The sequence below is a fragment of the Pseudomonas sp. 22085 genome, assembly GCF_052045815.1.
Classification (GTDB): Bacteria; Pseudomonadota; Gammaproteobacteria; order Pseudomonadales; family Pseudomonadaceae; genus Aquipseudomonas; species Aquipseudomonas glycinae.
Genome location: NZ_JBQEQA010000005.1, coordinates 238,999 through 265,905, shown reverse-complemented (window position 1 = coordinate 265,905; position 26,907 = coordinate 238,999). Strand labels below are relative to the sequence as shown.

Here is a 26,907-nt window from a genome sequence, read left to right as displayed (position 1 = left end):
CTATGCTTCGCGTCCTGATCGCCCTCGCTCTGACATGCCTGCTCCAACCGGCCTTCGCGGATGAGCGCGCGCAAACCCAACAGCAACTGGACGCCACGCGCCAGGACATTGCCGAGCTGAAAAAACTGCTGGGCAAGCTCCAGGAAGAAAAATCCGGGGTGCAAAAGGAGCTCAAGGGCACCGAAACCGAGATGGGCAAGCTCGAGAAACAGGTCGAAGCCCTGCAGAAAGAGCTGAAGAAGAGCGAATCCGAGCTGCAGCGGCTCGATGCGGAGAAAAAAAAACTCCAGAGCGCGCGCACTGAACAGCAGCGACTGATCGCCATCCAGGCCCGCGCCGCCTACCAGAACGGTCGCCAGGAATACCTCAAGCTGCTGCTCAACCAGCAGAATCCCGAAAAATTCGCCCGTACCCTCACCTATTACGACTACCTGAGCCAGGCCCGCCTGGAGCAGCTGAAGAGCTTCAACGAAACCCTGCGCCAACTGGCCAACGTCGAAAAAGACATCGGCGTGCAGCAGGCTCAGTTGCTGGCGCAGCAAAGTGATCTCGACACTCAGCGCGAAGCGCTCGACAAGGTCCGCAAGGAGCGCCAGCAGGCCCTCGCCAAGTTGAACGAAGACGTGAAAGCCCGGGACCAGAAACTGGCCGCCCGCGAGCAGGATCAGGCAGACCTGTCTAAAGTCCTTAAAACCATTGAAGAAACCCTGGCCCGCCAGGCCCGTGAGGCAGAAGAAGCGCGGCAGAAAGCGCTCATCGCCCAGCAGGAAGCCGAAAAAAAGCGCTTGCGTGAGGCCGAGGCAGAAAACACCGACGCCCCACGCAAACCGGTCAGATCGACGCCTGGCGCCCTGGTGTCCAGCGGCGGCGAGACCTTCGGTGGCCCCTTTGCCTCAAGTCGAGGAAAACTTCCATGGCCGGTTGATGGTCGACTGCTGGCACGCTTTGGCGAAACCCGTGGCGACGATGCGCGCACCAAGTGGGACGGCGTGATGATCAGCGCCTCCGCCGGCAGCCAGGTGCACGCCGTTCACGGTGGGCGCGTGGTGTTTGCCGACTGGCTGCGCGGTGCCGGGCTGCTGGTGATTCTCGACCACGGCAACGGTTTTCTGAGTCTTTACGGTCACAACCAGACGCTGCTCAAGTCGGCAGGTGACGTGGTAAAAGCCGGTGAGTCCATCTCCACTGTGGGTAACAGTGGCGGCCAGGACACACCAGCGCTGTATTTCGCAATTCGTCAGCAGGGTCACCCGAGTGATCCGGCGCAATGGTGCCGTGCGCAAGGATAAGCACGCCATCTAATTCAGGAGTTCGTTCGACATGCTGCATTTGTCCCGCCTTACCTCGCTGGCCCTGACGATCGCCCTGGTGATCGGCGCGCCTCTGGCGTTTGCCGCTCAACCGGCTCCGACCGTCGCTCCGGCAGGTACTGCCGCGACTTCCAAGGCGCCGTTGCCGCTGGAAGAGCTGCGCACCTTTGCCGAGGTCATGGACCGGATCAAGGCCGCCTATGTCGAGCCGGTGGACGACAAGACCCTGCTGGAAAACGCGATCAAGGGCATGCTCAGCAACCTCGATCCGCACTCCGCCTACCTTGGCCCTGAAGACTTTGCCGAGTTGCAGGAAAGCACCAGCGGTGAATTCGGTGGCCTGGGCATCGAAGTCGGCGCCGAGGACGGCTTCATCAAGGTCGTGTCGCCGATCGATGACACTCCGGCGTCGAAGGCCGGCATCCAGGCCGGCGACTTCATCGTCAAGATCAACGGCGCGCCGACCCGCGGCCAGACCATGACCGAAGCCGTGGACAAGATGCGCGGCAAGATCGGCCAGAAGATCACCCTGACCCTGGTGCGCGACGGCGGCACGCCGTTCGATGTAACCCTGGCTCGCGCCGTGATCCAGGTGAAGAGCGTCAAGGCGCAACTGCTGGAGTCGGGCTACGGCCTGATCCGCATCACTCAGTTCCAGGTCAAGACCGGCGAAGAAGTCTCCAAGGCCCTGGCCAAGCTGCGCAAGGACAATGGCAAGAAGCTCAACGGCATCATCCTCGACCTGCGCAACAACCCGGGTGGCGTGCTGCAGGCGGCGGTGGAAGTGGTCGACCACTTCATCACCAAAGGCCTGATCGTCTACACCAAGGGCCGGATCGCCAACTCCGAGCTGCGCTTCTCCGCCACCGGCAAGGACGAAAGCGAAGCCGTGCCGATGGTCGTGCTGATCAACGGTGGCAGTGCCTCGGCCTCGGAAATCGTCGCCGGCGCCCTGCAGGATCAGAAACGCGCCGTGGTCATGGGCACCACCAGTTTCGGCAAGGGCTCGGTACAGACCGTGCTGCCGCTGAACAACGACCGCGCACTGAAGATCACCACGGCGCTGTACTTCACGCCGAACGGCCGCTCGATCCAGGCCCAGGGCATCGTCCCGGACATCGAAGTACGCAAGGCCAAGATCACCAACGAAGCGGACGGCGACTACTTCAAGGAAGCGGACCTGCAAGGCCACCTGGGCAACGGCAACGGCGGCGCTGACAAACCGTCCGGCTCGGGCGGCAAGGCCAAGGCGATGCCGCAGGATGACGATTACCAGCTGGCCCAGGCATTGAGCCTGCTCAAAGGCCTGAGCATCACGTCCGGCCGTTGAGGATGTCCTTGCGTCTGGTCTTTGTCCTGCTGTGCTGTCTGGCGGGCGCTGCTCACGCAGAACCTGCCAGACCCACACCTCAAAAAGCCTACCTGACACTGATCATCGACGACCTGGGGCAGAACCTGCCCCGGGACCGCCGGGTGCTGGCCCTGCCCGGGCCGGTGACCACCGCGATCATGCCCGACACCCCGCACGCCACCGAATTCGCCCGCGAAGCCCATCGCGCCGGCAAGATCGTGATCCTGCACATGCCGATGGACCCGGCCACAGGCCCGTTCGCCTGGCATCCCGAACTGCCCATCGAAGAACTCGAGAAACGCCTGAACGCTGCGTTCAAAATGGTCCCCTACACCGCCGGCATCAACAACCATATGGGCAGTCGCATGACTGCGCAGCCGGTGGCCATGGCGTGGTTGATGGGCGAGCTGCAGCGCCGCCACAAGTTCTTCGTCGACAGCCGGACCAGCGCCCAGACTGTCGCTGCGCAGCAGGCACAGAAGATCGATCTGGCAAGTGTTTCGCGGGATGTATTTCTCGATGACGAGCGCACCGAAGCGGCGATCCTGACTCAATTGCAGACAGCAATCAGCCTGGCGCACAAGCAGGGTTCAGCCTTGATGATCGGACACCCTTATCCACAGACACTGGCGGTGCTGGAGCGGGAGCTGCCAAAGTTGAAAGCCCAAGGCATCGAGTGGATCGACATCAAGCAGATGATCAGCGTGCGCAGCAATCGCGCCATGGCCGCACACGGCAAAAACGGTGTCTACCGATAAATGCCCTGATACAACCGCTACACATAGTTATTGCCTGACGACTCGCCCGCATCTGGATAGTCACCCCTGTAATGGTTAGCGACTCTTGTGGGTCGCCTTGCAAACTTCAGGACTGACTATGACAGGCATCGACAGCAACACATTATCTGCGCAGCGAATGGAACCGATCCGGTTCGGCAATCTGCTGATCAATTTCACCAGCGAATTCCACCGGATCTGGGACAGCCGCGGCTCCGGTTCCGCGGTTGGCAGTTTTTGGCGCCCGGCTCCCGCTCCCGATCTGCTACCGGGGTATTTCCCGTTGGGGGATGTGGCCGTGACCGGGTACGAAAACGTCAATGGAAACAGAATCGTGGCTGTCGTCCGTGAAGGCGAGCCGCAAGGCGATGGCCCCTCCCGGAGCAACGCACTCAGCCCGCCCACGGACTACGAAAGAGTCTGGAAGGACGCCAACTCCGGAGCCGCCGCCGACTGCACGGTATGGCGCCCCATCCCTCCTCCCGGCTATGTGGCCATGGGGTTTGTCTGCTCCAACGGGCGCGACAAGCCATTACTCAATGCGATCCGCTGTGTCCGCGAAGATCTGGTCATGCCCGCAACCGTTGGCGATTTGATCTGGGATGACAAAGGCAGTGGCGCCAGGCAGAACTTCAGCGCCTGGGACATTGAACCTGCGCAGGCTGCTGCGGGTGAAATCCACTTTGCAGCGGGCACGTTCTTCGGAGTCCAGAGCCACTCCAAACCTGTGAATTCCACCGTCCACGCGTTGCGAATGCAGCTTCCCCGACAGTCAATACCTGCACCCGAGGCGCCTGAACTGTCGGGGTATGGAGCCCCTCCGGAACTGGCACCGGCCAAGGTCACACAGACCGTGCGAATTCCATGGTTCGCGGTAAACGATCAACTGTCTGCGGGCGAGCAGTTGTCCACTTCCCCGTTCTACCGTCTGGAACGCTCGGATCAATATGTCCTGGTGGGGCACGGCCACAACACCACTGATCTGCCGCGGCCTTTCAAATGGAAAGCGGTTCGCGCCCAGAACTCGCAGATGCAGCAGATTTTCAGCCGCCTCACCGCTATCGAGCTCTCGACAGCGTGGTCAGCGCTGCCTTCGAGCGCACCCCCTGCCATCCGCTTCTCGGCACATCTGTACAAAGACTTTACCTACTGCGAGACATCAGCCAGCGGCTGGGATGAATCGCGCCCACTGGACATCGTCGCCATGGCTGCCAAACACAAGGCCGTGGCGGTCTATCAAATACAAAGTATCTATACGTTGAGGCGCGCAGACGGCACTCATGTAGCAGTGAGCGTGGGTTACACCGATGATGAAAGCCTTTACCTGACCGAGTATCCGCCAGAAAGCGACAGCACGCTGACCTTCACTCCGCAACTGGCGACAGAGCCACCTGCAAGCGAAAGCCATTCAGACAGCGACAATATTGGCTTTGCCCCTCAACCGACGACAGAGGAAGAAGTCGCTACAAATACCGTCCCATGATCTCATCGACCACACCGTCCTTGCGCATCTGATCCAGCTCGGCCTGCAACCGGGCAACCGTTGCATCGGGCACGTCCTTGTTCAGTGCCAGATACAGTTCGGCACTGTTGAAGCGCAGTACGGTTTTCAACCCGGTCACCCCATCCTGCCGCGCCAGATAACGGCCGGCAGGATCGCCGGTGGCCCAGAGGTCGATCTGACCGCCGACGAGTTTCCTGGCGTTGTCCTGATCGCGCAGCACCAACACCGGCTTCAGGCCCTGTTTGGTCAACGTCTCGGCAATCGCATCGCCCTTGTAGGCGCCGATCTTGTATTTGCGCGCGTCATTGAGGGTTTCGAGGGTGATCTTGCTGTCGGCCCTGGCCAGCATGACCCAGTCGTCCGGCCCGATCGGGCCGACCCACTTGAAGAGCTTTTCGCGATCCGGCAGCCGCGCCATGACGAACGCTCCGTAGCCGGGATTCTCCAGCGCCAGCTTGTAGACCCGCTCCCAGGGGAAGCGCAGGGTCAGGCTGTAAGTGATGCCGGCACGCTTGAACATCTCGCGCACGATGTCCGTGGCGATGCCATTGATGTTTTCATCCTGGGCGAAATTCTTGCCGTTCTTCGCCATGTTGTACGGCGGGAAGTTTTCGGTGAGGAGCACCAGATCGGTGTCGGGACTTTCCTCGGCGTGGCCGGTGTTGATCAACAACACGGAGGCACTGGCGAGGGCGAGGAGCAGGCGTTTGATCATGTCGGGCTACCGAAATCCATGGCGTGCCCAAGAGTGCCTTGGGTACGCCATGCTGTCCACTGGCCTGTATGGATGTTTAGCGCATTACGATGCCGCGGTGCGCCATGTAGGCCTTGGCTTCCTGAACCGTGTATTCGCCGAAGTGGAAAATACTCGCCGCCAGTACTGCACTGGCGTGGCCTTCAAGGATGCCGTCCGCCAGATGCTGCAGGTTGCCGACGCCGCCGGAAGCGATCACCGGAATGCCCAGCGCATCGCTGATGGCGCGGGTCACGCCGAGGTCGAAACCGTTTTTCATGCCGTCCTGATCCATGCTGGTCAGGAGGATTTCACCGGCACCCAGGCCTTCCATTTTCTTCGCCCACTCGACCGCGTCGAGGCCGGTCGGCTTGCGGCCGCCGTGGGTGAAGATTTCCCAGCGCGGGGTTTCGCCCGGGCCGGACACCTTCTTCGCGTCGATGGCGACGACGATGCATTGCGAGCCGAAATGCTGCGCCGCTTCGCCGACGAACTCCGGGTTGAACACGGCAGCGGTGTTGATCGACACCTTGTCCGCACCGGCATTGAGCAGGTTGCGAATGTCCTGCACGGTCCGCACGCCACCGCCGACGGTCAGCGGGATGAACACCTGGCTGGCCATGCGCTCGACGGTGTGCAGCGTGGTGTCACGACCATCGACGCTGGCGGTGATGTCGAGAAAGGTAATCTCGTCAGCACCCTGCTCGTCGTAGCGACGGGCGATTTCCACCGGGTCGCCGGCGTCACGGATGTTCTCGAACTTCACACCTTTGACGACCCGGCCGTTGTCCACGTCCAGGCAAGGGATGATGCGTTTGGCCAGCGCCATGGTCAGTCCTCAGCCTTGATACGAGTCGCAGAAAGCTTGCGCTTCGGCGACGTCGAGAGTGCCTTCGTAGATCGCCCGGCCGGTGATGGCGCCGATGATGCCTGGCGCCTTGGCGTCGAGCAGCGACTTGATATCACCGAGGTTGTGAATGCCACCGGAAGCGATCACCGGGATCTTGGTGGCAGCCGCCAGCGCAGCGGTGAACGGCACGTTGCAGCCCTGCATCATGCCGTCTTTGGCGATGTCGGTATAAACGATCGAGGACACGCCGTCGGCTTCGAACTGCTTGGCCAGGTCGATGACCTGCACGGTGCTGATTTCAGCCCAGCCATCGGTGGCGACAAAACCGTCCTTGGCATCCAGACCGACGATGATCTTGCCCGGGAACGCGCGGCAGGCTTCAGCGACAAACGCCGGATCCTTCACCGCTTTGGTGCCGATGATCACGTAGCTGACACCCGCCTTGACGTAGTGCTCGATGGTTTCCAGCGAACGAATGCCGCCGCCGATCTGGATCGGCAGAGTCGGGTAGCGCTTGGCGATCGCGGTCACCACTTCGCCGTTGACCGGCTGGCCTTCGAAAGCGCCGTTCAGGTCGACCAGATGCAGACGACGGCAGCCGCCCTCCACCCACTTGGCAGCCATGCTCACCGGGTCATCGGAGAACACTGTGGAATCTTCCATGCGGCCCTGGCGCAGACGTACGCAGGCACCGTCTTTAAGATCGATAGCGGGAATAATCAGCATGCTTTTTCCTTCGTCAAAAGAGCTGCAAGCTGCAAGCCATAAGCTGCAAGCGCGCACGCGTGTGTACTTCTTGCAGCTTGCAGCTTGAAGCTTGCCGCTGCCCTAATTCTTCTCGAGCGCCCACAGGTCGCTTTCGATGCTTTCAAACCGCTCCTTGAGGTGGGTCTGCACATCGAAAATCGCCCTGTTGTAATAGTGCGGAGCAATTTCGCGGGTAAACAGCTCAAGAATTTCCGCCGCTTCGAACGAACCCAGGTCCAGTTCGAAACGATCCTCCATGAACCGCTGAATCTTGCGGTTGGCCTCGCTCTCCTGCTCGGGAGTGAGGGTCAGGATCGGCGGCTTGGATTTCTTGACGGCCATTTACCAGCGACCGTCCCACGCCGCGAAGTTCTGCAGCAATTGCAGGCCATGGGTATGGCTCTTCTCCGGGTGGAACTGCACGGCGAAACGCGAACCTTCGGCCAGTGCCGCAGCGAAATCGACGCCGTAATGACCGCTGCCGACCACCTGCCGCGGGTTGCCGGCGGCGATGTAGTAGCTGTGCACGAAGTAGAAACGCGCCAGGTCCGGAATGTTGTGCCACAGCGGGTGATCCACCGCCTGCTTCACTTCGTTCCAGCCCATGTGCGGGACTTTCAGGTGTTCGCCGTCTTCATGCAGGTCTTTGCCGAAGAACTTCACCGCACCCGGGAACAGGCCGATGCAGTCGACGCCGTCGTTCTCTTCGCTGCTGTCGAGCAAGGCTTGCATGCCGACGCAGATGCCGAGGAACGGACGATCCTGGCTGACTTCACGCACCAGCGAATCGAAACCGAGGCGACGGATCTCCGCCATGCAATCGCGAATCGCGCCGACACCGGGGAACACCACGCGGTCGGCTTCGCGGATCACTGCCGCATCGCTGGTGATCAGCACCTTGCCGGCACCGACGTGCTCGAGGGCCTTGGCCACCGAGTGCAGGTTGCCCATGCCGTAATCGATAACTGCGACCGTCTGCATTACAGGACGCCCTTGGTCGAAGGCATCTGGCCGGCCATGCGCTCGTCCAGCTCGACGGCCATGCGCAGCGCGCGGCCGAAAGCCTTGAACACGGTTTCGATCTGGTGGTGGGTGTTGGTGCCGCGCAGGTTGTCGATGTGCAGGCTGACCAGCGCGTGGTTGACGAAGCCCTGGAAGAATTCCTGGAACAGGTCGACGTCAAAGCCGCCAACGGTGGCGCGGGTGTACGGCACGTGCATCTGCAGGCCCGGACGGCCGGAGAAGTCGATCACCACGCGCGACAGCGCTTCATCAAGCGGCACGTAGGCGTGGCCGTAGCGACGGATGCCTTTCTTGTCGCCAATGGCTTGCGCGAAGGCCTGGCCGAGGGTGATACCGACGTCTTCCACCGTATGGTGGTCGTCGATATGCAGATCGCCCTTGCATTGGATATCCAGGTCGATCAACCCGTGACGGGCGATCTGATCCAGCATGTGCTCAAGAAAAGGAACACCGATATCGAATCGGGCCTTTCCGGTGCCATCAAGGTTGATCGAGGCTTTGATCTGGGTTTCCAGAGTGTCGCGCTCGACAGACGCCTTACGTTCGGCCATCACCAGCTCCGCAAAATCATTGGGCGAAAAAGGCAGCCATTATAGGGGCGCGGGGCCGAAACAGAAACACGAGAGGTGATATGGCAGACGGATAGAACGCCCGGCTGTCGCGGGTAGACATGTCCATACAAGCCAAAAAAGCGGAAATTTGGAAACTTGAAGAGATCCCTGTGGGAGCGGGCTTGCCCGCGAAGCGGCCGGCACACACANCACAGGGATTAATGTTTTCCCTGGCTGACCTGAAAGCTTCAGATCAGCCAGGATCTACACCTTAGTGAAACAATACCGCCGTCTTCTGCAGGGTCACCCACACACCCCACGCCAACGGAATCCCCACCACCAGCCACGCAGCGATCGCCAGCGGCTTGCTGCCCGGCGCGGCTTTCCACTCCAGCACGGTGCTGCCGTCAGCACCCTTGTCGTGGCCCAGCGCCTGTTCGGCGGCCAGTTCGGCGTCGGTCATGAAGTACTTGTCCGCCACCGGGCGCACCAGCAGGTTGCACAGGAAGCCCAGCACCAGCAGGCCGGCGAGGATGTACAGGGTGATGTCGTAAGCGGCGGCGCGTTCAACACCGATGCTCAGCTGATACTCACGCAGGTAGTTCACCAGCACCGGACCCAGCACGCCAGCGGCGGCCCAGGCAGTCAGCAGACGGCCGTGGATCGCGCCCACCATCTGCGTACCGAACAGGTCGGCCAGATACGCCGGAACGGTCGCGAAACCACCGCCGTACATCGACAGGATGATGCAGAACGCCGCCACGAACAGCGCAACGTTACCCAGGTGACCGAGGTTCGGAATCAGTGCGTACAGCGCAAAACCCAGTGCGAAGAACACGAAGTAAGTGTTCTTGCGGCCCAGGTAGTCCGAGAACGACGCCCAGAAGAAGCGACCGCCGATGTTGAACAGGCTCAGCAGACCGGTGAAACCGGCCGCAATCGCTGCGATGGAAGCCAGTTGACCGGCATCCAGCTGACCGAACGGTAGATCGTTGCCCAGCAGCTTGCCACCGAACACTTCCTGCAACAGTGGCGAAGCCATGCCGAGGATGCCGATACCGGCAGACACGTTCAGGCACAGCACCAGCCACACCAGACGGAATTGCGGGGTTTTCCACGCCACATTCACGTGAACGTGACGGTGGGTGATCATCGCGTTCGACGCTTTCTTCGCCGGCGCGGTCCAGCCTTCAGGCTTCCAGCCGGTTGGCGGTACGCGGTAGGCCAAGGCGCCACCGATCATGAACACGAAGTAGATCGCGGCCATGGCCACGAAGCTCTGCCACACGCCCACGCCAGTCGGCGAAGCGAAATGGCTCATCAGAGCGGTCGCCAGTGGTGCACCAACCATCGCGCCACCGCCGAAGCCCATGATCGCCATGCCGGTCGCCATGCCGCGCTTGTCCGGGAACCATTTGATCAGGGTCGAGACCGGCGAGATGTAGCCCAGACCCAGACCGATACCGCCGATCACACCGGAGCCGATCCACATCAGCCAGATCTGGTGGGTATAGATACCCAGCGCAGAAATCAGCAGACCGCCGCACCAGCACAATGCCGATACAACGCCGGCCTTGCGTGGTCCTGCGTGTTCAAGCCAGCCACCCCAGATCGCTGCCGAGCAGCCGAGGAAGATGAAGAACAGGGTGTAGATCCAGCCGAGCATGGAGATCGGCCAGTCACATTGCGACGAGAAGACTTGTGCGATGAAACTCATGTCCGGTGCGCAAGCCACCGGAGCGGTGACGCCCAGTGCCTTGGACAGCGGCAACCAGAACACCGAGAAGCCGTAGGCCATGCCGATGCACAGGTGAATGGCCAGAGCGGCCGGCGGCACCAGCCAGCGGTTGAAACCGGGCTTGGCGATGATGCGTTCCTTGGACAGGAACCCGGGCTGATCGGCTTTAAAGCCGTCCGCCGTAATGGTCGTGCTCATTGTGTATCCCCCAATTATTAGTATGGTTCGCCAGCCACTGCCCACCCCGGCCTTTATGCACGCAGGCATGACCGTTTTTTGCGGGTGAAGCTCCTTGAAAGCGCGACGTTAAGTCGCAGATGGGCGGACGAACGGGCGAAGGTTACCATTTGCACGTGACAGAAAAACCAAACTGATATCACCTTTTTTGAGTCATCTGATCTCATGACGCCGGGGAACCCCGATGCCGACCGTTGTCGAAGCGCTGTACATCACGGTTCAGCAGCGTGCAGGGGACACCGCAACAGCGCGGGTTGATGCGGCGCTATACTCCCCGGCTAAATTACGAATTCGACTACTTACAAGGACTCGCCCATGAAAGCGTTCGGCAAAATCCTGGGTCTGGTACTTCTCGGGCTGTTGCTGATCATTGTGGCGGCGGGCTTCGCCCTGACCCACCTGTTTGATCCCAACGACTACAAAGACGAGATCCGCCAGATTGCCCGCGACAAGGCCCACATCGAGCTGACGCTCAATGGCGACATCGGCTGGAGCCTGTTCCCGTGGCTCGGCCTGGAACTGCACGAGGCCAGTGTCGCGACCCTGGCCAAACCTGCCGAACCGTTCGCCGACCTGCAGATGCTCGGCCTGTCCGTGCGCGTGCTGCCGCTGCTGCGCCGTGAAGTGCAGATGAGCGACGTGCGTGTCGAAGGCCTGAACCTGCGTCTGAACCGTGACAAGAATGGTCACGGTAACTGGGAAGACATCGGCAAGGTGCCGGCTCCCGCCGGCAGCACACCGCCTGCGACCGCTGGGGAAGCCTCTCCAGCAACACCGGCCCCGGTGGAAAAACCGGCCCAGCCGATCCGCCTCGACATCGACAGCCTGACTGTCAACAACGCCCGCGTGGAATACAACGACGAGTTGACCGGCAAGCAATTCAGCGCCGAAAGCATCCAGTTGAGCACCGGCGCTGTTCACGATTCGACCAACATCCCGGTCAAGGCCACCGCGTTCCTCGGCACCAACCAGCCAGTGCTGCGGGTGCGCACCGAGCTCAACGGCGAGCTGCGCTTCGAGCGCGCCCTGCAACGCTACAAGTTCGAAGACCTGAAGCTGTCCGGCGAAGTCGCCGGCGATCCGCTGCAGGGCAAAACCGTAACCTTTGCCGCCCAGGGCCAATTGTTGCTGGACAAGGCCGCCAACGTCGCCGAATGGACCGGCATCAAACTGTCGGTCAATCAGTTGCGTGCCCTCGGCGAGCTGAAGGCCAACGACCTGGACAAGACCCCACAGATCAGCGGCGGTATTTCCATCGCCCAGTTCGACCTGGCGAAATTCGTCGACAGCATCGGCCAGACCCTGCCAGCCATGGCCGAAGGCAGCCTGAGCAAGGTTGAACTGGTCAGCCGGGTGGCCGCGACGCCGACCAGCGTGTCACTGGACAACATCAACCTGAAACTCGACGACAGCAGTTTCAGTGGCCGCATCGCCGTCGAGGATTTCGCCAAACAATCGCTGCGGGCGGTCCTCAAGGCCGACACCTTCAACGTCGACCGCTACCTGCCGCCGAAATCGGAAAAAGCCAATAACGCCACTCAGGTTCGTCAGGCCGAAGTCGCCAGTACCGAGGCCGATGCGATGGCGGGTGCCGGCAGCACACCGCTGCCGGAGAAACCGAGCAAAAGCGCCTGGAGCACCGAGCGCCTGTTCCCGGTCGAGCGCCTGAGCAAGCTCGACGTGAACGCTGACCTGACCTTCGGCCAGTTGACCCTCGACAAATTGCCGATCCAGAACGCCGCACTGAAAGCGACCGGCCAGGGCGGCCTGCTGACTCTGGAGAACCTGCGCGGCGAGCTGTACAACGGCGACTTCGAAGCCAAGGGCACACTGGACGTGCGCCAGACCGCGCCGGTGCTGAACCTGCAAACCCGGATCAACCGCGTGCCAGTGGAGAAAATCCTCGAAAGCCAGGGCAAGAACCCGCCGGTCAAGGGTCTGGTCAATCTCACCAGCACCGTCACCGGCAGCGGCAACAGCCAGCAGGCGCTGATCGAAACCCTCAACGGCAACGCCAGTTTCGTGATCAACAACGGCGTGCTGCTCAACGCCAACCTTGAGCAGCAACTGTGCAAGGGCATCGCCACCCTCAACCGAAAATCCCTGAGCGGCGAGCCGCGGGGCAAGGACACACCGTTCCAGGAGCTCAAGGGCAACCTGACCTTCCGCAACGGCGTGGCCAGCAACCCGGACCTGAAAGTGCGCATCCCCGGCATGAGCGTCAACGGTGACGGCGATATCGACCTCAAGGTGCTGGGCATGGACTATCGCGTCGGCATCATCGTCGAAGGCGACACCAGCGCCATGCCTGACCCGGCCTGCCAGGTCGGCGACAAATTCGTCGGCATCGAATGGCCGCTGCGTTGCCGTGGCCCACTGGAACTGGGCGCCAAGGCCTGCCGCGTGGACAACGAACGCATGGGCCAGGTCGCGAGCAAACTGGCCGGCGACAAGCTCAGCGAAAAGATCGATGAGAAACTGGGTGACAAAGTCAGCCCGGAACTGAAAAACGCATTGAAGGGGCTGTTCAAGCGATGAGAGCGGAGCAGTTTTCCACGGCGGTGCTGGAATGGTTCGACCGCCACGGCCGCCATGATTTGCCCTGGCAACAGAACATCAACCCGTACCGGGTGTGGGTGTCCGAGATCATGTTGCAGCAGACCCAGGTCAGCACCGTGCTCAATTACTTCGACCGGTTCATGGCCGCACTGCCGACGGTGCAGGCCCTGGCCGAAGCGCCGGAAGACGAAGTGCTGCACCTGTGGACGGGCCTGGGTTACTACACCCGCGCGCGCAATCTGCAGAAGACCGCGAAGATCGTCGTCAGCCAGTACGGTGGCGAGTTCCCCCGCGATGTCGAGAAGCTCACGGATTTGCCGGGCATCGGCCTGTCGACTGCCGGCGCGATCGCCAGCATCAGCATGGGCCTGCGCGCGCCGATCCTCGACGGCAACGTCAAACGGGTGCTGGCGCGCTTTACCGCGCAGGAGGGCTACCCCGGCGAGCCGAAGGTTGCCAAACAGCTGTGGGCCAACGCCGAGCGCTTCACGCCGCAGGATCGGGTCAACGCTTACACCCAGGCGATGATGGACCTGGGCGCCACGCTCTGCACCCGCAGCAAACCGAGCTGCCTGCTGTGTCCGCTGAAAAACGGCTGCGAAGCGCACATGCTCGGCCTGGAGACGCGCTACCCGATTCCCAAGCCGCGCAAGGCCATCCCGCAGAAACGCACGTTGATGCCGCTGCTGGCCAACGAGGACGGCGCGATTTTGCTTTATCGCCGCCCGTCCAGCGGACTGTGGGGCGGTTTGTGGAGCCTGCCGGAACTCGACGACCTCGACGACCTGCAGCACCTCGCCGCGCAGCACTCGCTGGAACTGGGCGAGCAGCAGGCGCTGCCGAGCCTGGTCCACACCTTCAGCCACTTCCAGTTGTCCATCGAACCCTGGCTGGTTCAGGTGCAGGAAGCCGGCGGCCACGTGGCCGAGGCCGACTGGCTCTGGTATAACCTCGCCACCCCGCCGCGCCTGGGCCTCGCCGCCCCGGTCAAGACCTTGCTCGAACGCGCGGCCGCCGTCTTGAATGCAGGAGAGTCGACATGACCCGCACCGTAATGTGCCGCAAGTACAAAGAACAACTCGAAGGTCTGGAGCGCCCACCGTACCCGGGCGCCAAGGGCCAGGACATCTTTGAACACGTCTCGGCCAAGGCCTGGGCGGACTGGCAGAAACACCAGACCCTGCTGATCAACGAAAAACGCCTGAACATGATGAACGCCGAAGACCGCAAATTTCTTCAGGGCGAAATGGACAAGTACTTCTCCGGCGAGGAATACGCTCAGGCCGAAGGCTACGTTCCGCCTGCAGAGTAAAACCCGCGAAATCGAGGGTCGGATCGTAAGCGACGGAATTAATTTAAGAAATTTTAAAAAAGTCGTTGACGTAAATCCGAAAAACCCTTTTAATGCGCCCCGTTGCCCAGATAGCTCAGTCGGTAGAGCAGGGGATTGAAAATCCCCGTGTCGGCGGTTCGATTCCGTCTCTGGGCACCAAATACCGAAAACCCTGAATCGCAAGATTCAGGGTTTTTTTATGCCTGCGATTTGATGGCGACCGGATCCCGCTATTCTTGCAGGCCGGAATTCGCGATACGTTGCTCAACCCTTATGGAAGAGGGTCATCCCGCGATGAACCAGAAAAGAACCCGCGTTCCCCTGCCCCATCCCGCGCCGCCCGTAAAACGTACCGACTGGCTGATGATCGCGCTCGGCCTGGTGCTGATCCTGTGCATCAGCCTGATCGCCTATGAAACCGTGGACGGCCTGATTCAGGGGCGCATCGGCAACATGGCACGCGGCAAACGCTTCGCCGTGTATTCGTTGAGCACACAACCCAGCAGCTTCTGGTTTGCCGTCGCCGCGCATTGCCTCCTCGCCCTCTTTCTGTCGGGCGCCGCCTGGGTATTGATCTGGCTGGGCCGCACGGCAACGGTCGCGCCATCCCGACGCGACCGTCAGCAACGCTAGGTGTTGTCGTTCCAGTGGAACACCAGATTGCGCGCAGCACCGCCGCCAATTTCCGCCGCATCCCGGCGCGTTTCACCATTGCGGGTCGCGACGACCGTATATTTGCCGGGCGGTAACTGCACGTACACCAATGGCCCGGTTTGACTCAGCGTCAGCACGGTCTGGCCGGGTGCTTTTTGAATCATCACATCGACATCGGCGGTGTATTGATTTTGCATGCCGACAGCGAACGTCATGTGCAGGTTGTAGCCCGCGGATTGCTGAATGGCTTTCGACTCATCTTCACCAATCCCGCCGGCCAGATAGCGAACACCGTTTTGCTCTTGCTGCTGAACCTGCACGGCGGAACTGTCGATCGGCTCCAGGCTTGCAGCCTGCGCCATGATCGGAAACAGCAGCACCGCCGCAGCGGCAACGGGCAGCACGAATGAAAGAACGCGTTTCATGAGGACGACTCCCGGGCTCTCGCGGAACCCAATCGTTACCTCTTTTTAGATTTTGTCTTGCGGGGTGGGTTTTAGAACGATTGGGAGTTGCCTTGAATGCGAAAAGGACTACAGAAGTGTCTTCCAGCCAATTCATGACGCACCGCGTCACGAATTGGCGACCGCCTTATCGAACCTTCCATCCGGTACGCACTGCGTACCCAATCATTGCGCTACATCCCGCATGAAGTTCATTCTCGACCCGTCCTAGCCAGGCTCGAAACTCATGAACCTACAAAGTGCGCCGCCGCCACTTGGCCAAACATCCGACATTGAAAGCGAGCCCTTCCAAGAGCCCGCCGCCGACGGCTATCTGCTCGGCGGTTTCACCTGGCGTCACGTCTCACCGGATCCACAACGCCCGGTTGTGATCATCAACGCCGCCACATCCGTGCGTTGCCGACACTACTCGCGTTTCGCGGCGTATCTGTTCGCCAACGGCTTCGACGTGATCATTTACGACTACCGGGGCATTGGCGAGTCGCGGCCGAAGTCGATGAGGCATTTGCAGGCTTCATGGACGGACTGGGGCGCGCTGGATTTCGAGGCGATGCTCAAACGCGCGCAACGGGAGTTTCCCGGCCAGCCGATCGATGTGGTCGGGCACAGCTTCGGCGGCTGCGCAGCAGGCCTGGGGGCCTCCGGACAGGTAATCCGACGACTGGTGACGGTCGGCGCGCAATTCGCTTATTGGCGCGATTACGCGCCCGGGCACCGCTGGCGGATGTTCGGAAAATGGCATCTGCTGATGCCGCTGGTCACGCTGTTGTGTGGCTACTTTCCGGGCAAACGACTTGGCTGGCTGGAAGACACGCCCGCCGGCGTGGTGCGCGACTGGAGCACGCCGGCCGCACGTTATGAGCGGCGCCCGAGCGGTAGAAAGATGGCGGACTTGCCGTTCGCCAACGTCCGGGCCAAAGCCTTGGCAATCAGCATCAGCGACGATCCCTACGGCACGATTCCCGCCATCGAACGCCTGCTCGCTTACTTCCACAACGCGCAAAAGACCCACCTGCGAATCGAGCCGCAGGACATCGGCGAACAGCACGTCGGACATTTCGCCTTTTTTCGCAGCGCATACCAAGCCACACTATGGCCCATCGCTCTGACCTGGCTGCAGACCGGCGAACTGGCCTCCGACACACCGGGGCGCAAGATCCCACGCAGCCAAGCCCTTTAACGCACCACGGAACACACACCATGGCTTCCGCCAACAAGCAGCAAAAACGCGCCGCCCGGGCCAAGACCAAGGCCAAGCAGAACCGCACCAAACGTGCGGAAGCGCTGGTCGAGCTGGACCCGAACGACGACCGCATCGATTTCGAGTCGGTAGACCTCACCGAACTGTTCAAGAAAATGATCGACGCCGAGAAGATCAGCCAGCAGGCCCTGTGCACCGCGTTCCTCGAAGACCCGTTGCTGGAGCTGGTGTACGAGCAGGAAGGCGAAGAAGGCGCAATGGACTTCATCCTCGCCGCGCTGATCGAGTACCGCCAGTGGTCCACCGAGACTGACGAGGCCGGCGCTCTGGCGTGGATCGAATCGCCGGATTTCCAGAAAGACTATGTGGCCGCGTCCGACGCAATCGCCGCACAAACCCAACAGAAAAACTGAGTTCCCATGGCATCCCTGAACAAGCAACAGAAACGCGCCAAACGCGCCAAGGCCAAAGCCAAGCAGATCCGCATGGTCGGTCGCAAACCCCTGGCGCAGGACGATGACCTCGGTCATCTGGCCGAGCCGATCCCGGAATACGCCTTGGCGATGTTCAGCAAGATGCGCGACGCCGAAGCCGTCAGCCGTAATGAAATGCTGCTGACGCTGCTCCGTGAGCTGGCGTTCATCATCGTCGATCATCCTGAACTGCTGGACATGGAAAACGCCGAGAACGAAGGCATGGCCGCCACTCACCTGGCCGCCGACATGCTGATCGACTACCGCATGTGGGCCGACGGCATGGATCGCGAGACCGCCCAGGCCTGGCTGAGCGAACCGCAGTTCATCAGCGATTTCGGGATTGCGCTGGACACCTACGGTCAGTCGGTGGAAGCGCAGGAAGAGAAGAGCGAATAAACCGCTCGCAGTAACAAAAACGGCCGCTTGTCATCACTGACAGCGGCCGTTTTGCGTTATGCGTTGCGGATCAGTTCAGAACTGCCGCACCACGGTTTTCCATTTTCCGACGACGAGCCACCAACAGGCCGGTCGCCACAACCACCAGACTCAGCAGGCCGGTCGCGAGGATTTCCACGCGGTGGGCGTCCTGGAACAGCATGATGGTCAGGGCTGCCACGATGAAGGCGATCACCGCGTAGGTCAGGCCCGGGAACAGCCACATGCTGAAGACGATTTTCTCGCCGCGAGCCATGCGTTGTTTACGCATGCGCAGTTGCGAAATCGCGATCACCAGATACACCAGCAGCGCAATGGCGCCCGAACTGGCCAGCAGGAACTCGAACACCGCAGCCGGGGCCACGTAGTTGGCGAAGGTGCACAGGAACGCCGCGCCGGTGGACAGCATCACTGCCCAGTAAGGGGTGCCGCTCTTATTGGTGCGGGTCGACATGGCCGGGGCGTCGCCACGCTTGCCGAGGGAGAACAGCATGCGCGACGAGGTGTACAGCGCCGAGTTCAGGCAGCTGGTCACAGCAACCAGAACCACGATATCGACGATCATCTTGGCGTTCGGGATGCCCATGCGCTCAAGCACAGTCTGGTAGGAGCCGAGGCTGGCCAGAACCGGGTCGTTCCATGGCACCAGAGCCACGACGATGAAGATCGACACGAGGTAGAACAGGCCGATCCGCCAGATCACCGAGTTGGTGGCCTTGGAGATCTGCTTGCCAGGGTTCTTCGATTCGGCGGCCGCGATGGTCACGATCTCGGTACCCATGAAGGAGAACATGGTGGTCAGGATCGCGCCCAGCACCGCGCCCATGCCGTTCGGCAGGAAGCCCTGGGTGTCGAAGATGTGCGAAACGCCGCTGACCTGGCTGTTCGGCAGGAAGCCGAAAATGGCCGCGACGCCAAGGATGATGAAACCGATGATCGCCACGACTTTGAGCAGGGCGAACCAGAATTCGAACTCACCGTAGTTTTTCACGCTGAACAGGTTGGTCACGGTCAGCAGCATGGTGATGATCAGGGCGAAGGCCCAGATTTCCACACCGGGGAACCACGCGTGCAGGATGGTCGCGGCGGCGTTGGCTTCCAGCGGAATCACCAAGACCCAGAACCACCAGTACAGCCAGCCGATGGTGAAACCGGCCCAGTGACCGATAGCGCGGTCGGCGTAAGTCGAGAAGGAGCCGGTGTCAGGCGAGGCAACCGCCATTTCGCCGAGCATGCGCATGACCAGCACAACCAGCGCGCCAGCAGCGGCGTAAGCCAGCAGAACAGCGGGACCGGCGGCGGCGATGGCGTGGCCGGAGCCGACGAACAGACCTGCACCGATCACCCCGGCGATCGACAGCATGGTCACATGACGCGGTTTGAGCCCCTGTTCGAGGCCATTGGAGCTTTGGGTACTGCTCATTGGAACTACCTTTGCGAGGAAAGCGATTGCGTCCGGCCCGTCTGGCGTTCCTTCTCGTAAAAAGAATCCAACGGGGCGTTCCGGATTCTGCACGCAATAAATGCGCCAAAATGTTTCAAACTCTTCTGGCCTGCGGTTTTCAGCGCGACCGGACAGTCATCGCAAGTCCTTGAGAATAATGGCCTTTCGCCAAAGCGTTACCCTGCGACTCACTTTTTAAACGAATCGGCGCACCAGAAACACACTGAAAAACTACGGGATGCACAATAAAAGGGCGAATGAGGAACGTTCGGCCGGATAGCGCTTCCAACACCCCGCCAAAGGTGGCAACATCGCGCCTTTTTTTACGCGACACCCACGGGAATTCACGTTCAAACACCCGTTCGGTTGTTGATGGGGCGACAGTCTGCTGCGCCGATGCGACAACCTGCCACAGGCCATCCGTTTACCGCTCGTAGCGCTGTTGGCTGCCATTGAAACGCTATGCTAGCTTGGCCGCCTCGCCAGGAAGGCCGGCCAACAGCAGGAGCGCAACATATATGAGGAACGCACATGGCTGAGGCCACGCCCGCGCTTGAAATCCGCAACTTGCACAAACGCTACGGACAGCTTGAGGTGCTCAAAGGCATCTCGCTGACCGCCCGCGACGGCGATGTGATCTCGATCCTGGGTTCCTCCGGTTCCGGCAAGTCCACGTTCCTGCGATGCATCAATCTGTTGGAAAACCCGCATCAGGGCCAGATCCTGGTGGCCGGGGAAGAACTCAAGCTCAAGGCCGCCAAGAATGGCGAACTGGTTGCCGCCGACGGCAAGCAGATCAATCGCCTGCGCTCCGAGATTGGTTTTGTGTTTCAAAACTTTAATCTGTGGCCGCACATGAGCGTGCTCGACAACATCATCGAAGCCCCACGCCGCGTGCTCGGCCAGAGCAAGGCCGAAGCCATCGAGGTCGCCGAAGCGCTGCTGGCCAAGGTCGGCATCGCCGACAAGCGCCACGCCTACCCGGCGCAACTGTCCGGCGGCCAGCAACAGCGCGCGGCGATTGCCCGCACACTGGCGATGCAGCCCAAGGTGATCCTGTTCGACGAGCCCACCTCCGCCCTTGACCCGGAAATGGTCCAGGAAGTACTTAATGTCATCCGCGCATTGGCCGAAGAAGGCCGCACCATGCTGCTCGTGACCCATGAAATGGGCTTCGCCCGTCAGGTCTCCAGCGAAGTGGTGTTCCTCCACCAGGGCCTGGTAGAAGAGCAAGGATCGCCACAGCAGGTGTTCGAAAACCCGCTTTCGGCGCGCTGCAAACAATTCATGTCCAGCAACCGCTAACGGAGCTACCCGCATGCAGAACTACAAAAAGGTCTTCCTGGCCGCCGCCGTCACCCTCGCGTTCAGCGCCGGTGCCATGGCCGAGACCCTGAAGATGGGCATCGAAGCGGCTTACCCGCCGTTCAACAATAAAGACGCCAGCGGCAACGTCGTCGGCTTCGACAAAGACATCGGCGACGCCCTGTGCGCCAAGATGAAAGTTGAATGCTCCGTGGTCACCTCCGACTGGGACGGCATCATCCCGGCCCTGAACGCCAAGAAGTTCGACTTCCTGATTTCCTCGCTGTCGATCACCGACGAGCGCAAGGGCGCGGTGGACTTCACCGACCCGTACTACTCGAACAAACTGCAGTTCATCGCGCCGAAAAACGTCGATTTCAAAACCGACAAGGACGCGCTCAAGGGCAAGATCATCGGTACGCAACGCGCAACCCTGGCAGGTACCTGGCTCGAAGACACTTACGGTAGCGATATCCAGGTCAAACTTTATGACACCCAGGAAAACGCCTACCTGGACCTGACCTCCGGTCGTGTCGATGCCATCCTCGCCGACAAGTACGCCAACTATGACTGGCTGAAAACCGACGCCGGCAAGAACTACGAGTTCAAGGGTGACCCGGTCGTGGAAAGCGACAAGATCGGCATCGCCGTGCGCAAAGGTGACCCATTGCGCGAGAAGCTGAACGCCGCATTGAAGGAAATCGTCGCCGACGGTACCTACAAAAAGATCAACGACAAGTACTTCCCGTTCAGCATCTATTGATCCTGACCTGCGGGACCTGCGCCGTGATCAGACGGTGCAGGCTCCCGATCTTGCCTGCCGCGATTTGAAAAGAAATCCATGATTATCGATCTCCACGGATTCGGCCCGGTGCTACTCGCCGGCGCGCTGATGACCGTCAAACTGGCACTCTCGGCCCTGTGCGTCGGGCTGGTGCTCGGTCTGCTCGGTGCCTTGGCCAAGACTTCCCCGTACAAGCCGCTGCAGTGGCTTGGCGAAACCTACTCGACCCTCGTACGCGGTGTGCCGGAACTGCTATGGGTTCTGCTGATCTACCTCGGCACCGTCAAGACGATGAATGCCATTGGCGAATACTTTGGTAATCCCGACCTGGCACTGAGCCCTTTCGTGGCAGGCGTAACCGCCCTCGGACTGTGCTTCGGCGCCTATGCCACGGAAGTCTTTCGTGGCGCGCTCCTGGCCATTCCCAAAGGTCACCGTGAGGCCGGCCAGGCCCTGGGCCTGTCAAAATGGCGGATCTTCACCCGGCTGATCATGCCGCAGATGTGGCGTATCGCCCTGCCTGGCCTTGGCAACCTGTTCATGATTCTGATGAAAGACACCGCGCTGGTATCGGTCATAGGACTGGAAGAAATCATGCGCAATGCGCAGAACGCCGTAACCTTCGCCAAGCATCCATTCACTTTCTATCTGGTTGCAGCCTTCATGTATCTGGTCCTGACCATACTGGCGATGATCACTATGCACTTCCTGGAAAAACGCGCCGCTCGTGGCTTCGTGAGGACGACCTAATGGAATGGGAAGTCATCTATAAGTGGCTGCCGAAGTTCTTTCAGGGCGCCCTGCTAACACTCGAACTCGTGGGTATTGCCGTTATTCTCGGGTTGTTGCTGGCGATTCCTCTGGGCATCGCTCGTTCCTCCAAACTCTGGTTTATCCGCGCATTTCCTTACGCTTACATCTTTTTCTTCCGTGGCACTCCGTTGCTCGTGCAACTGTTCCTGGTCTACTACGGCCTGGCTCAGTTCGACGCCGTACGCGGCAGCTTCATGTGGCAGTACCTGCGCGACCCATTCTGGTGTGCCACCGCCACGATGACGTTGCATACAGCCGCTTACATCGCCGAGATCCTGCGTGGCGCCATCCAGGCCATCCCGCCGGGTGAGATCGAAGCCGCACGCGCACTGGGCATGTCCAAGGCCAAGGCATTGTTCTATATCGTCCTGCCCCGCGCCGCGCGCATCGCTCTGCCGGCCTACAGCAACGAAGTTATTCTGATGCTGAAGGCCAGTTCTCTGGCGAGCACGGTGACCTTGCTCGAACTCACTGGCATCACCCGCACCATCATTGCCCGCAACTACCTGACAGTGGATATGTTCTTCACCGCAGGCGTCATTTACCTGCTGATGTCGTTTGTGCTCGTTCAGGCGTTCAAGCAGCTGGAGCGGTGGTTGCGCGTCGATGCGTGCCAAGGGCGCTGATTCTTCCGGCGTGCTGACGGGCGAGGCCCTGCTCGCCCGTTTCACGGCACTGGATGCATTTCTCACGGCCCATCAGGGATTGTGGAAACCCCGCCCTTTCACTCATCTGCAACTGCCTTGGGAAGCGTCCTACCCGGAACTGGCCTCGTGGCTACGCGGACGTTCGCTGGAAGATGCGGAAAACGCCCATAACCACCCTGCCGATCTTTCGGAAGCGCCGGAGCCCTTTGCTTCATTGGCGGCGTTGTCGCTTGAATTGAGTGCGGTGGGTGAGTTGCCTGCACATTCGCTGGAAGCCGCCGAGCATCGCCTGAATGTCGATGTGCCGGGACGCAAATGGCAGCAGATAGAGGCCTTCGCCAGCCGCTTGTCGTTTGCCGCGCAACCGAAGCACTGGCTGGATTGGTGTTCGGGCAAAGGCCATTTGGGCCGGCGTCTGCTGGGTGCCGATCAGCAACTCACCTGTCTGGAATACGACCCGGCGCTGGTTGCCAGCGGTCAGGCGCTGAGTCAGCGTCATCATCTGCATGCGCTGCATGTCGAGCAGGATGTGCTCGCAGCGGACACGGCTTTATTGCTGAACACCGAACACACCCCTGTCGCCCTGCACGCTTGCGGTGATTTGCATGTGCGGCTGATGCAACTGGCCTCCGCCGCTGGCTGCCGACAACTGGCAATTGCACCGTGCTGTTACAACCGGATCAGTCGCACCGAATATCAGGCGTTGTCCTCCGCAGGTTCACGCTCCGTCCTACAGCTCTCGCTGGAAGATCTGTCCCTGCCGATGAGCGAAACGGTCACCGCCGGTGCCCGCGTCCGACGTCAGCGTGACACCTCCATGGCCCGCCGACTGGCCTTTGATCTATTGCAACGGCAAGTGCGTGGCGTCGACGAATACTTGCCGACGCCGTCCCTGCCGAGCGCCTGGCTGGACAAACCGTTCGCCGATTACTGCCGCGATCTGGCAGCGTTGAAAGAGTTATCCACAGCTGGCGCGCCAGATTGGGTGGCACTGGAAGCCGCCGGTTGGCAGCGATTGGCCGAAGTTCGCAACCTGGAACTGCTGCGCGGACTGTTCCGACGCCCGCTGGAGCTTTGGCTGAACCTGGATCGGGCACTTTTCCTCACCGAACAGGGTTACATCGTATGCCTCGGCACCTTCTGCGAGGCGCCACTAACACCGCGTAATATCCTGTTGCTGGCCGAACGCGTTTAATCTTCCACAGCCTGTGGATAACTCTGTTGATGGAATTATCGTGGATCCAATATCTACGGTCGTTTCAGGCCATCAACAGCGCTGGTCATTTTTTGTTCACATGAATAAAAAACCAGCAAAACAGGGATTTAAGACTCAAATGAGAACCCGTCCACAAAATTCCCTCTAAGCGCCCCCTCTTCAAAACCTGTTGTGCATAAGCCCTCGACCAAAAGGACATAACCGCCGAATCGCGGACGCCAGCAGCGGACAATTGCGCCTGCCATACGCCCTTGCTATACAGACCTGTGCCGTGCAGGTAGCGCGCACCCGAACAAGAAAAACCTGACCGACAGGAAGCGACCGTGACGTTCATTTCTTACGCACAGAATTTCGAGGACGTTCGCCTTTGGCGCGCCCTGCAGTATTTTGAAAACGGTTTTTATATTGACGTCGGCGCCAATGACCCGATCCACGACTCGGTCACCAAGGCCTTTTACGATCGTGGCTGGCAGGGCATCAATGTCGAACCGATGCAGAACTACCATGACGCACTTCGCCAGCATCGCCCCCGCGACACCACGCTGCAATGCGTGGCCAGCGACCAGCCGGGCGAACTGACTTTCTACGGCATTCCCGACACCGGCCTGTCCACTGCTGACCCGGTCGTTGCGCAAGAACGCAAAGACCTCGGCATGGACGTACAAAGCTTCACTGTCAACGCACGCACACTGACCTCGATCTGCGAAGAACACGCTGCCGAGCGACCGATCCACTTCCTGAAAATCGACGTCGAAGGTCACGAAGAAACCGTCCTGCGCGGCATGGACTTCAGCCGCTTCCGCCCCTGGATCATCCTCATCGAAACCCCATGGGAGCGCGACCACACCTGGGAACACCTGGTGACCGACGCTGGCTACACCAACGTCCTGTTCGACGGCCTCAACAGCTTCTTCCTCGCCAACGAACACATCAACCTCAAACCCGCGTTCGACCTGCCACCGTGCAATCTCGACAATTTCCAGCTGTGCAAAGGCCACAACCTCGCCCACCCGGTAAACTCGGCCCTGGAAACCGCCCTGCAACGCGCCGAACAAGCCGAAGCCCAACTGCGCGCCATGCAAAACAGCCGCGCCTGGCGCGCTGTACAAAAACTGCGCAACGTCCTGCGCCGGGCGTGATTCGCGGAGGGCGCAAAAATAGTCTGAATTCAGGGGTTTACAGAAGCACCCGAGTCGCTATAATCGTCGCCCACACGCCGGTATAGCTCAGATGGTAGAGCAACTGACTTGTAATCAGTAGGTCCCGGGTTCGATTCCTGGTGCCGGCACCATACAAAACGAAGCCCCTGCAGAAATGCAGGGGCTTTGTTGTTTCTGGAGTGTCCACAAAACGTCCAAATCTCCGATCATCAGCAACCGTGTTGCCAGTTTTAATCGGAACAATCGGTAGACGATTTCACCTCAGGCTGGCTGCAAATCCCGCAATGCTTCCGGATGCTGGCTAGCAACACGTAACAATGTCTGTGCCGCACCTGTCGGCTGCCTGCGACCCTGCTCCCAATCCTGCAACGTCCGCAGACTCACACCGATTAACTTGGCGAATGCACTTTGCGAAACGCCCACCTTCGCCCGCGCTTCAGCAGCCGCCGAGAGTGGCACCTCTGTCACACGAGCAGCTTTTCCCGCCTTCATTTGGCGGACAGAGTCCAGCAAGTCCTGCTGGAATTGCTCCAGTTCATTGACCATCGCTGATTTCCTCCTTCAATTGCTTAAGGAAGGCTGCGGGCAGGTTGTCGAATTTGGCCTTGGTGTAGGCAATCAGCAACCAAATTGAGCCTTCGGAAAGCGTGTTGTAATAAATGACACGTGTACCACCTCGCTTGCCCATGCCGCTACGAGACCAGCGAACCTTGCGCAGGCCTCCGCTACCCGGAACGACATCACCGGCCAGCGGATTTGCGGCAAGCCAGGTTATGAATTCATGCCGCTCACCCTCGGCCCAGATACCGTCAGCATAGCGCTTGAAAATTTCGGTTTCGATAATGGTATACATGGGCGGCACTATACGGCTTTGCCGTATAGATGGGCAATGCACGTTTGTCTGGTCGAGATTGAAGTCTCCGCCACCACCTGGCCACGATTGCGCTCAATCCTCCTCCACGCTACCGTCAAACCCGTCGCTGCCAATTCAGCGACCGGGCCTGATAACCCGCGTAAGATACAGGCGCACCAGCGCCCCAACCCACGTTTGCCGGCGTTTTTTTGTGCCTGCATTTCCGTGCAATGGCGGCTGTGCGTGGGAGACCTTCGGGTCTGCCGGGTTCCTGTATCTCCGGTTTATCAGCCTGCGCATAGCTGCCACCCCATTCGCCTGATAACGAATTGGCAGCCCTCATTTGATACAGGGAGTTTCACAAATGATTAGCATCGATCCATCCAAAGTCTGCCCTTTCCACCTCCCAACAAACGGTAGGTGAAGCCATGACCAATCCCCACGATCTGAAAACCCTCGGCCTCACCCATTTCTCCTTCCAGTCCAACCACGCACTCTTCCGCACCAACTCCGGCGTCCCGGTCGCCACCGCCCTCTCCCACGCCTCGCATCTGCTGCACATTTCCAAACTGCTCACGTCAGATACTTCTGCCGCCAACGACCCGGAACTCCACGCCTGCGCCTCGCAATATTTGCAGGAGTTGAGCAAGGCGCTGGTCGATGACGCGGTCAAAGTGTTGAGTCCAGATCCATAAATAGTCGCCCATAAAAAAGCCCTCGCATCGCTGCAAGGGCTTTGTGTT

At 60.3% G+C, this 26,907-nt stretch carries 29 protein-coding genes and 2 tRNA genes; 20 read left to right on the top strand and 11 right to left on the bottom strand.

From position 1 onward, the window contains the following. The first annotated feature begins 2 nt into the window (after positions 1-2). The 4 genes from ACTJK7_RS08050 to ACTJK7_RS08035 all read left to right on the top strand — a co-directional run bounded on the left by ACTJK7_RS08050 (position 3) and on the right by ACTJK7_RS08035 (position 4,920). Positions 3-1,289: a murein hydrolase activator EnvC family protein gene (locus ACTJK7_RS08050; RefSeq protein ID WP_064382797.1), complete on the top strand. Its 1,287-nt coding sequence runs from the start codon at positions 3-5 to the stop codon at positions 1,287-1,289. A gap of 31 nt (positions 1,290-1,320) precedes the next feature. Next, entirely contained in the window at positions 1,321-2,640 is a 1,320-nt protein-coding gene (locus tag ACTJK7_RS08045) for a S41 family peptidase (protein WP_323150607.1), read from the top strand. A 2-nt stretch (positions 2,641-2,642) separates the two neighbouring features. Then, positions 2,643-3,419, top strand: a complete 777-nt coding sequence (locus tag ACTJK7_RS08040) for a divergent polysaccharide deacetylase family protein (protein WP_064382795.1) — start codon at positions 2,643-2,645, stop codon at positions 3,417-3,419. A 118-nt stretch (positions 3,420-3,537) separates the two neighbouring features. Beyond that, positions 3,538-4,920 carry a Vps62-related protein gene (locus ACTJK7_RS08035; protein WP_108559145.1) on the top strand — a complete coding sequence of 461 codons (1,383 nt, stop codon included), beginning with the start codon at positions 3,538-3,540 and terminating at the stop codon, positions 4,918-4,920. Here the strand turns inward: ACTJK7_RS08035 and ACTJK7_RS08030 are convergent. The 7 genes from ACTJK7_RS08030 to ACTJK7_RS08000 all read right to left on the bottom strand — a co-directional run bounded on the left by ACTJK7_RS08030 (position 4,901) and on the right by ACTJK7_RS08000 (position 10,781). Beyond that, positions 4,901-5,656 (bottom strand): substrate-binding periplasmic protein, encoded by a 756-nt coding sequence (locus ACTJK7_RS08030; RefSeq protein ID WP_064382793.1) that lies wholly within the window; start codon positions 5,654-5,656, stop codon positions 4,901-4,903. The two genes, ACTJK7_RS08035 and ACTJK7_RS08030, sit on opposite strands and share 20 nt — an antisense overlap. 76 nt (positions 5,657-5,732) lie before the next feature. Continuing rightward, positions 5,733-6,503 carry an imidazole glycerol phosphate synthase subunit HisF gene (gene hisF, locus ACTJK7_RS08025; RefSeq protein ID WP_007897430.1) on the bottom strand — a complete coding sequence of 257 codons (771 nt, stop codon included), beginning with the start codon at positions 6,501-6,503 and terminating at the stop codon, positions 5,733-5,735. 9 nt (positions 6,504-6,512) lie between these two features. Then, a complete protein-coding gene (gene hisA / locus ACTJK7_RS08020) occupies positions 6,513-7,250 on the bottom strand; it encodes a 1-(5-phosphoribosyl)-5-[(5-phosphoribosylamino)methylideneamino]imidazole-4-carboxamide isomerase (RefSeq protein ID WP_003220753.1) in 738 nt (245 codons plus the stop codon). 102 nt (positions 7,251-7,352) lie between these two features. Next, positions 7,353-7,613, bottom strand: coding sequence for a DUF2164 domain-containing protein (locus ACTJK7_RS08015; protein ID WP_011332018.1), 261 nt, complete (start codon positions 7,611-7,613; stop codon positions 7,353-7,355). Then, positions 7,614-8,252 carry an imidazole glycerol phosphate synthase subunit HisH gene (gene hisH, locus ACTJK7_RS08010; protein ID WP_007952546.1) on the bottom strand — a complete coding sequence of 213 codons (639 nt, stop codon included), beginning with the start codon at positions 8,250-8,252 and terminating at the stop codon, positions 7,614-7,616. Further along, on the bottom strand, positions 8,252-8,845 hold the full coding sequence (hisB, locus tag ACTJK7_RS08005; RefSeq protein ID WP_039764670.1) for an imidazoleglycerol-phosphate dehydratase HisB: 594 nt from the start codon (positions 8,843-8,845) through the stop codon (positions 8,252-8,254). The genes hisH and hisB overlap by 1 nt, the downstream gene beginning before the upstream one ends. A 271-nt stretch (positions 8,846-9,116) precedes the next feature. After that, on the bottom strand, positions 9,117-10,781 hold the full coding sequence (locus ACTJK7_RS08000) for an OFA family MFS transporter (RefSeq protein WP_039764668.1): 1,665 nt from the start codon (positions 10,779-10,781) through the stop codon (positions 9,117-9,119). A gap of 354 nt (positions 10,782-11,135) precedes the next feature. Here ACTJK7_RS08000 and ACTJK7_RS07995 point away from each other — a divergent pair, with 354 nt between their 5' ends. From ACTJK7_RS07995 to ACTJK7_RS07975, 5 genes are all read left to right on the top strand, one after another. Continuing rightward, positions 11,136-13,358, top strand: coding sequence for an AsmA family protein (locus ACTJK7_RS07995; RefSeq protein ID WP_108559141.1), 2,223 nt, complete (start codon positions 11,136-11,138; stop codon positions 13,356-13,358). After that, positions 13,355-14,422: an A/G-specific adenine glycosylase gene (gene mutY, locus ACTJK7_RS07990; protein ID WP_108559139.1), complete on the top strand. Its 1,068-nt coding sequence runs from the start codon at positions 13,355-13,357 to the stop codon at positions 14,420-14,422. The genes ACTJK7_RS07995 and mutY overlap by 4 nt, the downstream gene beginning before the upstream one ends. Beyond that, positions 14,419-14,691 carry an oxidative damage protection protein gene (locus ACTJK7_RS07985; RefSeq protein ID WP_007952551.1) on the top strand — a complete coding sequence of 91 codons (273 nt, stop codon included), beginning with the start codon at positions 14,419-14,421 and terminating at the stop codon, positions 14,689-14,691. The genes mutY and ACTJK7_RS07985 overlap by 4 nt, the downstream gene beginning before the upstream one ends. 104 nt (positions 14,692-14,795) lie before the next feature. After that, positions 14,796-14,871: transfer RNA gene (locus ACTJK7_RS07980), tRNA-Phe, on the top strand. A 135-nt stretch (positions 14,872-15,006) separates the two neighbouring features. Then, entirely contained in the window at positions 15,007-15,345 is a 339-nt protein-coding gene (locus tag ACTJK7_RS07975) for a hypothetical protein (RefSeq protein ID WP_108559138.1), read from the top strand. Here the strand turns inward: ACTJK7_RS07975 and ACTJK7_RS07970 are convergent. Continuing rightward, the gene (locus ACTJK7_RS07970; protein ID WP_323150605.1) at positions 15,342-15,791 is read right to left on the bottom strand and encodes a carboxypeptidase regulatory-like domain-containing protein; all 450 of its coding nucleotides are present in this window, start codon (positions 15,789-15,791) and stop codon (positions 15,342-15,344) included. The two genes, ACTJK7_RS07975 and ACTJK7_RS07970, sit on opposite strands and share 4 nt — an antisense overlap. Positions 15,792-16,056: 265 nt before the next feature. Between ACTJK7_RS07970 and ACTJK7_RS07965 the strand changes: the two genes are divergently transcribed. Genes ACTJK7_RS07965 through ACTJK7_RS07955 form a run of 3 tightly spaced genes read left to right on the top strand, consistent with a single transcriptional unit; the run spans position 16,057 to position 17,903 of the window. Next, on the top strand, positions 16,057-17,010 hold the full coding sequence (locus ACTJK7_RS07965) for an alpha/beta hydrolase family protein (protein ID WP_108559134.1): 954 nt from the start codon (positions 16,057-16,059) through the stop codon (positions 17,008-17,010). Positions 17,011-17,030: 20 nt separating this feature from the next. Beyond that, positions 17,031-17,444 (top strand): hypothetical protein, encoded by a 414-nt coding sequence (locus ACTJK7_RS07960; protein ID WP_064382787.1) that lies wholly within the window; start codon positions 17,031-17,033, stop codon positions 17,442-17,444. A 6-nt stretch (positions 17,445-17,450) separates the two neighbouring features. Next, a complete protein-coding gene (locus ACTJK7_RS07955) occupies positions 17,451-17,903 on the top strand; it encodes a hypothetical protein (RefSeq protein WP_108559132.1) in 453 nt (150 codons plus the stop codon). 70 nt (positions 17,904-17,973) lie between these two features. Here the strand turns inward: ACTJK7_RS07955 and gabP are convergent, their stop codons facing one another. Further along, positions 17,974-19,365 carry a GABA permease gene (gene gabP, locus ACTJK7_RS07950; RefSeq protein WP_064382785.1) on the bottom strand — a complete coding sequence of 464 codons (1,392 nt, stop codon included), beginning with the start codon at positions 19,363-19,365 and terminating at the stop codon, positions 17,974-17,976. A 552-nt stretch (positions 19,366-19,917) separates the two neighbouring features. On the opposite strand from gabP, the gene ACTJK7_RS07945 reads away from it, so the two are divergent. From ACTJK7_RS07945 to ACTJK7_RS07915, 7 genes are all read left to right on the top strand, one after another. Beyond that, positions 19,918-20,691 (top strand): ABC transporter ATP-binding protein, encoded by a 774-nt coding sequence (locus tag ACTJK7_RS07945; protein WP_007897462.1) that lies wholly within the window; start codon positions 19,918-19,920, stop codon positions 20,689-20,691. 13 nt (positions 20,692-20,704) lie between these two features. Continuing rightward, positions 20,705-21,454: an ABC transporter substrate-binding protein gene (locus ACTJK7_RS07940; RefSeq protein WP_102687858.1), complete on the top strand. Its 750-nt coding sequence runs from the start codon at positions 20,705-20,707 to the stop codon at positions 21,452-21,454. A 78-nt stretch (positions 21,455-21,532) separates the two neighbouring features. Further along, positions 21,533-22,225: an ABC transporter permease gene (locus ACTJK7_RS07935; RefSeq protein WP_102687857.1), complete on the top strand. Its 693-nt coding sequence runs from the start codon at positions 21,533-21,535 to the stop codon at positions 22,223-22,225. Further along, a complete protein-coding gene (locus tag ACTJK7_RS07930; RefSeq protein WP_064382782.1) occupies positions 22,225-22,914 on the top strand; it encodes an ABC transporter permease in 690 nt (229 codons plus the stop codon). The genes ACTJK7_RS07935 and ACTJK7_RS07930 overlap by 1 nt, the downstream gene beginning before the upstream one ends. Next, on the top strand, positions 22,895-24,130 hold the full coding sequence (locus ACTJK7_RS07925) for a methyltransferase (protein WP_108559130.1): 1,236 nt from the start codon (positions 22,895-22,897) through the stop codon (positions 24,128-24,130). Before ACTJK7_RS07930 ends, ACTJK7_RS07925 begins: the two co-directional genes overlap by 20 nt. A 344-nt stretch (positions 24,131-24,474) precedes the next feature. Then, complete coding sequence (locus ACTJK7_RS07920; protein WP_108559128.1) at positions 24,475-25,290, top strand: FkbM family methyltransferase; 816 nt, start codon at positions 24,475-24,477, stop codon at positions 25,288-25,290. 76 nt (positions 25,291-25,366) lie between these two features. Continuing rightward, a tRNA-Thr gene (locus tag ACTJK7_RS07915) sits at positions 25,367-25,442 on the top strand. Between the two features lie 130 nt (positions 25,443-25,572). On the opposite strand, the gene ACTJK7_RS07910 is transcribed toward ACTJK7_RS07915, so the two are convergent. Both ACTJK7_RS07910 and ACTJK7_RS07905 read right to left on the bottom strand, forming a co-directional pair. Beyond that, positions 25,573-25,857: a helix-turn-helix domain-containing protein gene (locus ACTJK7_RS07910; protein WP_007952602.1), complete on the bottom strand. Its 285-nt coding sequence runs from the start codon at positions 25,855-25,857 to the stop codon at positions 25,573-25,575. Next, positions 25,847-26,164 carry a transcriptional regulator gene (locus ACTJK7_RS07905; RefSeq protein WP_108559126.1) on the bottom strand — a complete coding sequence of 106 codons (318 nt, stop codon included), beginning with the start codon at positions 26,162-26,164 and terminating at the stop codon, positions 25,847-25,849. The genes ACTJK7_RS07910 and ACTJK7_RS07905 overlap by 11 nt, the downstream gene beginning before the upstream one ends. 428 nt (positions 26,165-26,592) lie before the next feature. Here ACTJK7_RS07905 and ACTJK7_RS07900 point away from each other — a divergent pair, with 428 nt between their 5' ends. Beyond that, positions 26,593-26,859 (top strand): DUF3077 domain-containing protein, encoded by a 267-nt coding sequence (locus ACTJK7_RS07900; RefSeq protein WP_064382775.1) that lies wholly within the window; start codon positions 26,593-26,595, stop codon positions 26,857-26,859. Positions 26,860-26,907: the final 48 nt, after the last annotated feature.

Coding starts and splice junctions, on each gene's coding strand:
- ACTJK7_RS08050 (WP_064382797.1), top strand. CDS start 3: ATGCTTCGCGTCCTGATCGCCCTCGCTCTGACATGCCTGCTCCAACCG.
- ACTJK7_RS08045 (WP_323150607.1), top strand. CDS start 1,321: ATGCTGCATTTGTCCCGCCTTACCTCGCTGGCCCTGACGATCGCCCTG.
- ACTJK7_RS08040 (WP_064382795.1), top strand. CDS start 2,643: ATGTCCTTGCGTCTGGTCTTTGTCCTGCTGTGCTGTCTGGCGGGCGCT.
- ACTJK7_RS08035 (WP_108559145.1), top strand. CDS start 3,538: ATGACAGGCATCGACAGCAACACATTATCTGCGCAGCGAATGGAACCG.
- ACTJK7_RS08030 (WP_064382793.1), bottom strand. CDS start 5,656: ATGATCAAACGCCTGCTCCTCGCCCTCGCCAGTGCCTCCGTGTTGTTG.
- hisF (WP_007897430.1), bottom strand. CDS start 6,503: ATGGCGCTGGCCAAACGCATCATCCCTTGCCTGGACGTGGACAACGGC.
- hisA (WP_003220753.1), bottom strand. CDS start 7,250: ATGCTGATTATTCCCGCTATCGATCTTAAAGACGGTGCCTGCGTACGT.
- ACTJK7_RS08015 (WP_011332018.1), bottom strand. CDS start 7,613: ATGGCCGTCAAGAAATCCAAGCCGCCGATCCTGACCCTCACTCCCGAG.
- hisH (WP_007952546.1), bottom strand. CDS start 8,252: ATGCAGACGGTCGCAGTTATCGATTACGGCATGGGCAACCTGCACTCG.
- hisB (WP_039764670.1), bottom strand. CDS start 8,845: ATGGCCGAACGTAAGGCGTCTGTCGAGCGCGACACTCTGGAAACCCAG.
- ACTJK7_RS08000 (WP_039764668.1), bottom strand. CDS start 10,781: ATGAGCACGACCATTACGGCGGACGGCTTTAAAGCCGATCAGCCCGGG.
- ACTJK7_RS07995 (WP_108559141.1), top strand. CDS start 11,136: ATGAAAGCGTTCGGCAAAATCCTGGGTCTGGTACTTCTCGGGCTGTTG.
- mutY (WP_108559139.1), top strand. CDS start 13,355: ATGAGAGCGGAGCAGTTTTCCACGGCGGTGCTGGAATGGTTCGACCGC.
- ACTJK7_RS07985 (WP_007952551.1), top strand. CDS start 14,419: ATGACCCGCACCGTAATGTGCCGCAAGTACAAAGAACAACTCGAAGGT.
- ACTJK7_RS07975 (WP_108559138.1), top strand. CDS start 15,007: ATGAACCAGAAAAGAACCCGCGTTCCCCTGCCCCATCCCGCGCCGCCC.
- ACTJK7_RS07970 (WP_323150605.1), bottom strand. CDS start 15,791: ATGAAACGCGTTCTTTCATTCGTGCTGCCCGTTGCCGCTGCGGCGGTG.
- ACTJK7_RS07965 (WP_108559134.1), top strand. CDS start 16,057: ATGAACCTACAAAGTGCGCCGCCGCCACTTGGCCAAACATCCGACATT.
- ACTJK7_RS07960 (WP_064382787.1), top strand. CDS start 17,031: ATGGCTTCCGCCAACAAGCAGCAAAAACGCGCCGCCCGGGCCAAGACC.
- ACTJK7_RS07955 (WP_108559132.1), top strand. CDS start 17,451: ATGGCATCCCTGAACAAGCAACAGAAACGCGCCAAACGCGCCAAGGCC.
- gabP (WP_064382785.1), bottom strand. CDS start 19,365: ATGAGCAGTACCCAAAGCTCCAATGGCCTCGAACAGGGGCTCAAACCG.
- ACTJK7_RS07945 (WP_007897462.1), top strand. CDS start 19,918: ATGGCTGAGGCCACGCCCGCGCTTGAAATCCGCAACTTGCACAAACGC.
- ACTJK7_RS07940 (WP_102687858.1), top strand. CDS start 20,705: ATGCAGAACTACAAAAAGGTCTTCCTGGCCGCCGCCGTCACCCTCGCG.
- ACTJK7_RS07935 (WP_102687857.1), top strand. CDS start 21,533: ATGATTATCGATCTCCACGGATTCGGCCCGGTGCTACTCGCCGGCGCG.
- ACTJK7_RS07930 (WP_064382782.1), top strand. CDS start 22,225: ATGGAATGGGAAGTCATCTATAAGTGGCTGCCGAAGTTCTTTCAGGGC.
- ACTJK7_RS07925 (WP_108559130.1), top strand. CDS start 22,895: ATGCGTGCCAAGGGCGCTGATTCTTCCGGCGTGCTGACGGGCGAGGCC.
- ACTJK7_RS07910 (WP_007952602.1), bottom strand. CDS start 25,857: ATGGTCAATGAACTGGAGCAATTCCAGCAGGACTTGCTGGACTCTGTC.
- ACTJK7_RS07905 (WP_108559126.1), bottom strand. CDS start 26,164: ATGTATACCATTATCGAAACCGAAATTTTCAAGCGCTATGCTGACGGT.
- ACTJK7_RS07900 (WP_064382775.1), top strand. CDS start 26,593: ATGACCAATCCCCACGATCTGAAAACCCTCGGCCTCACCCATTTCTCC.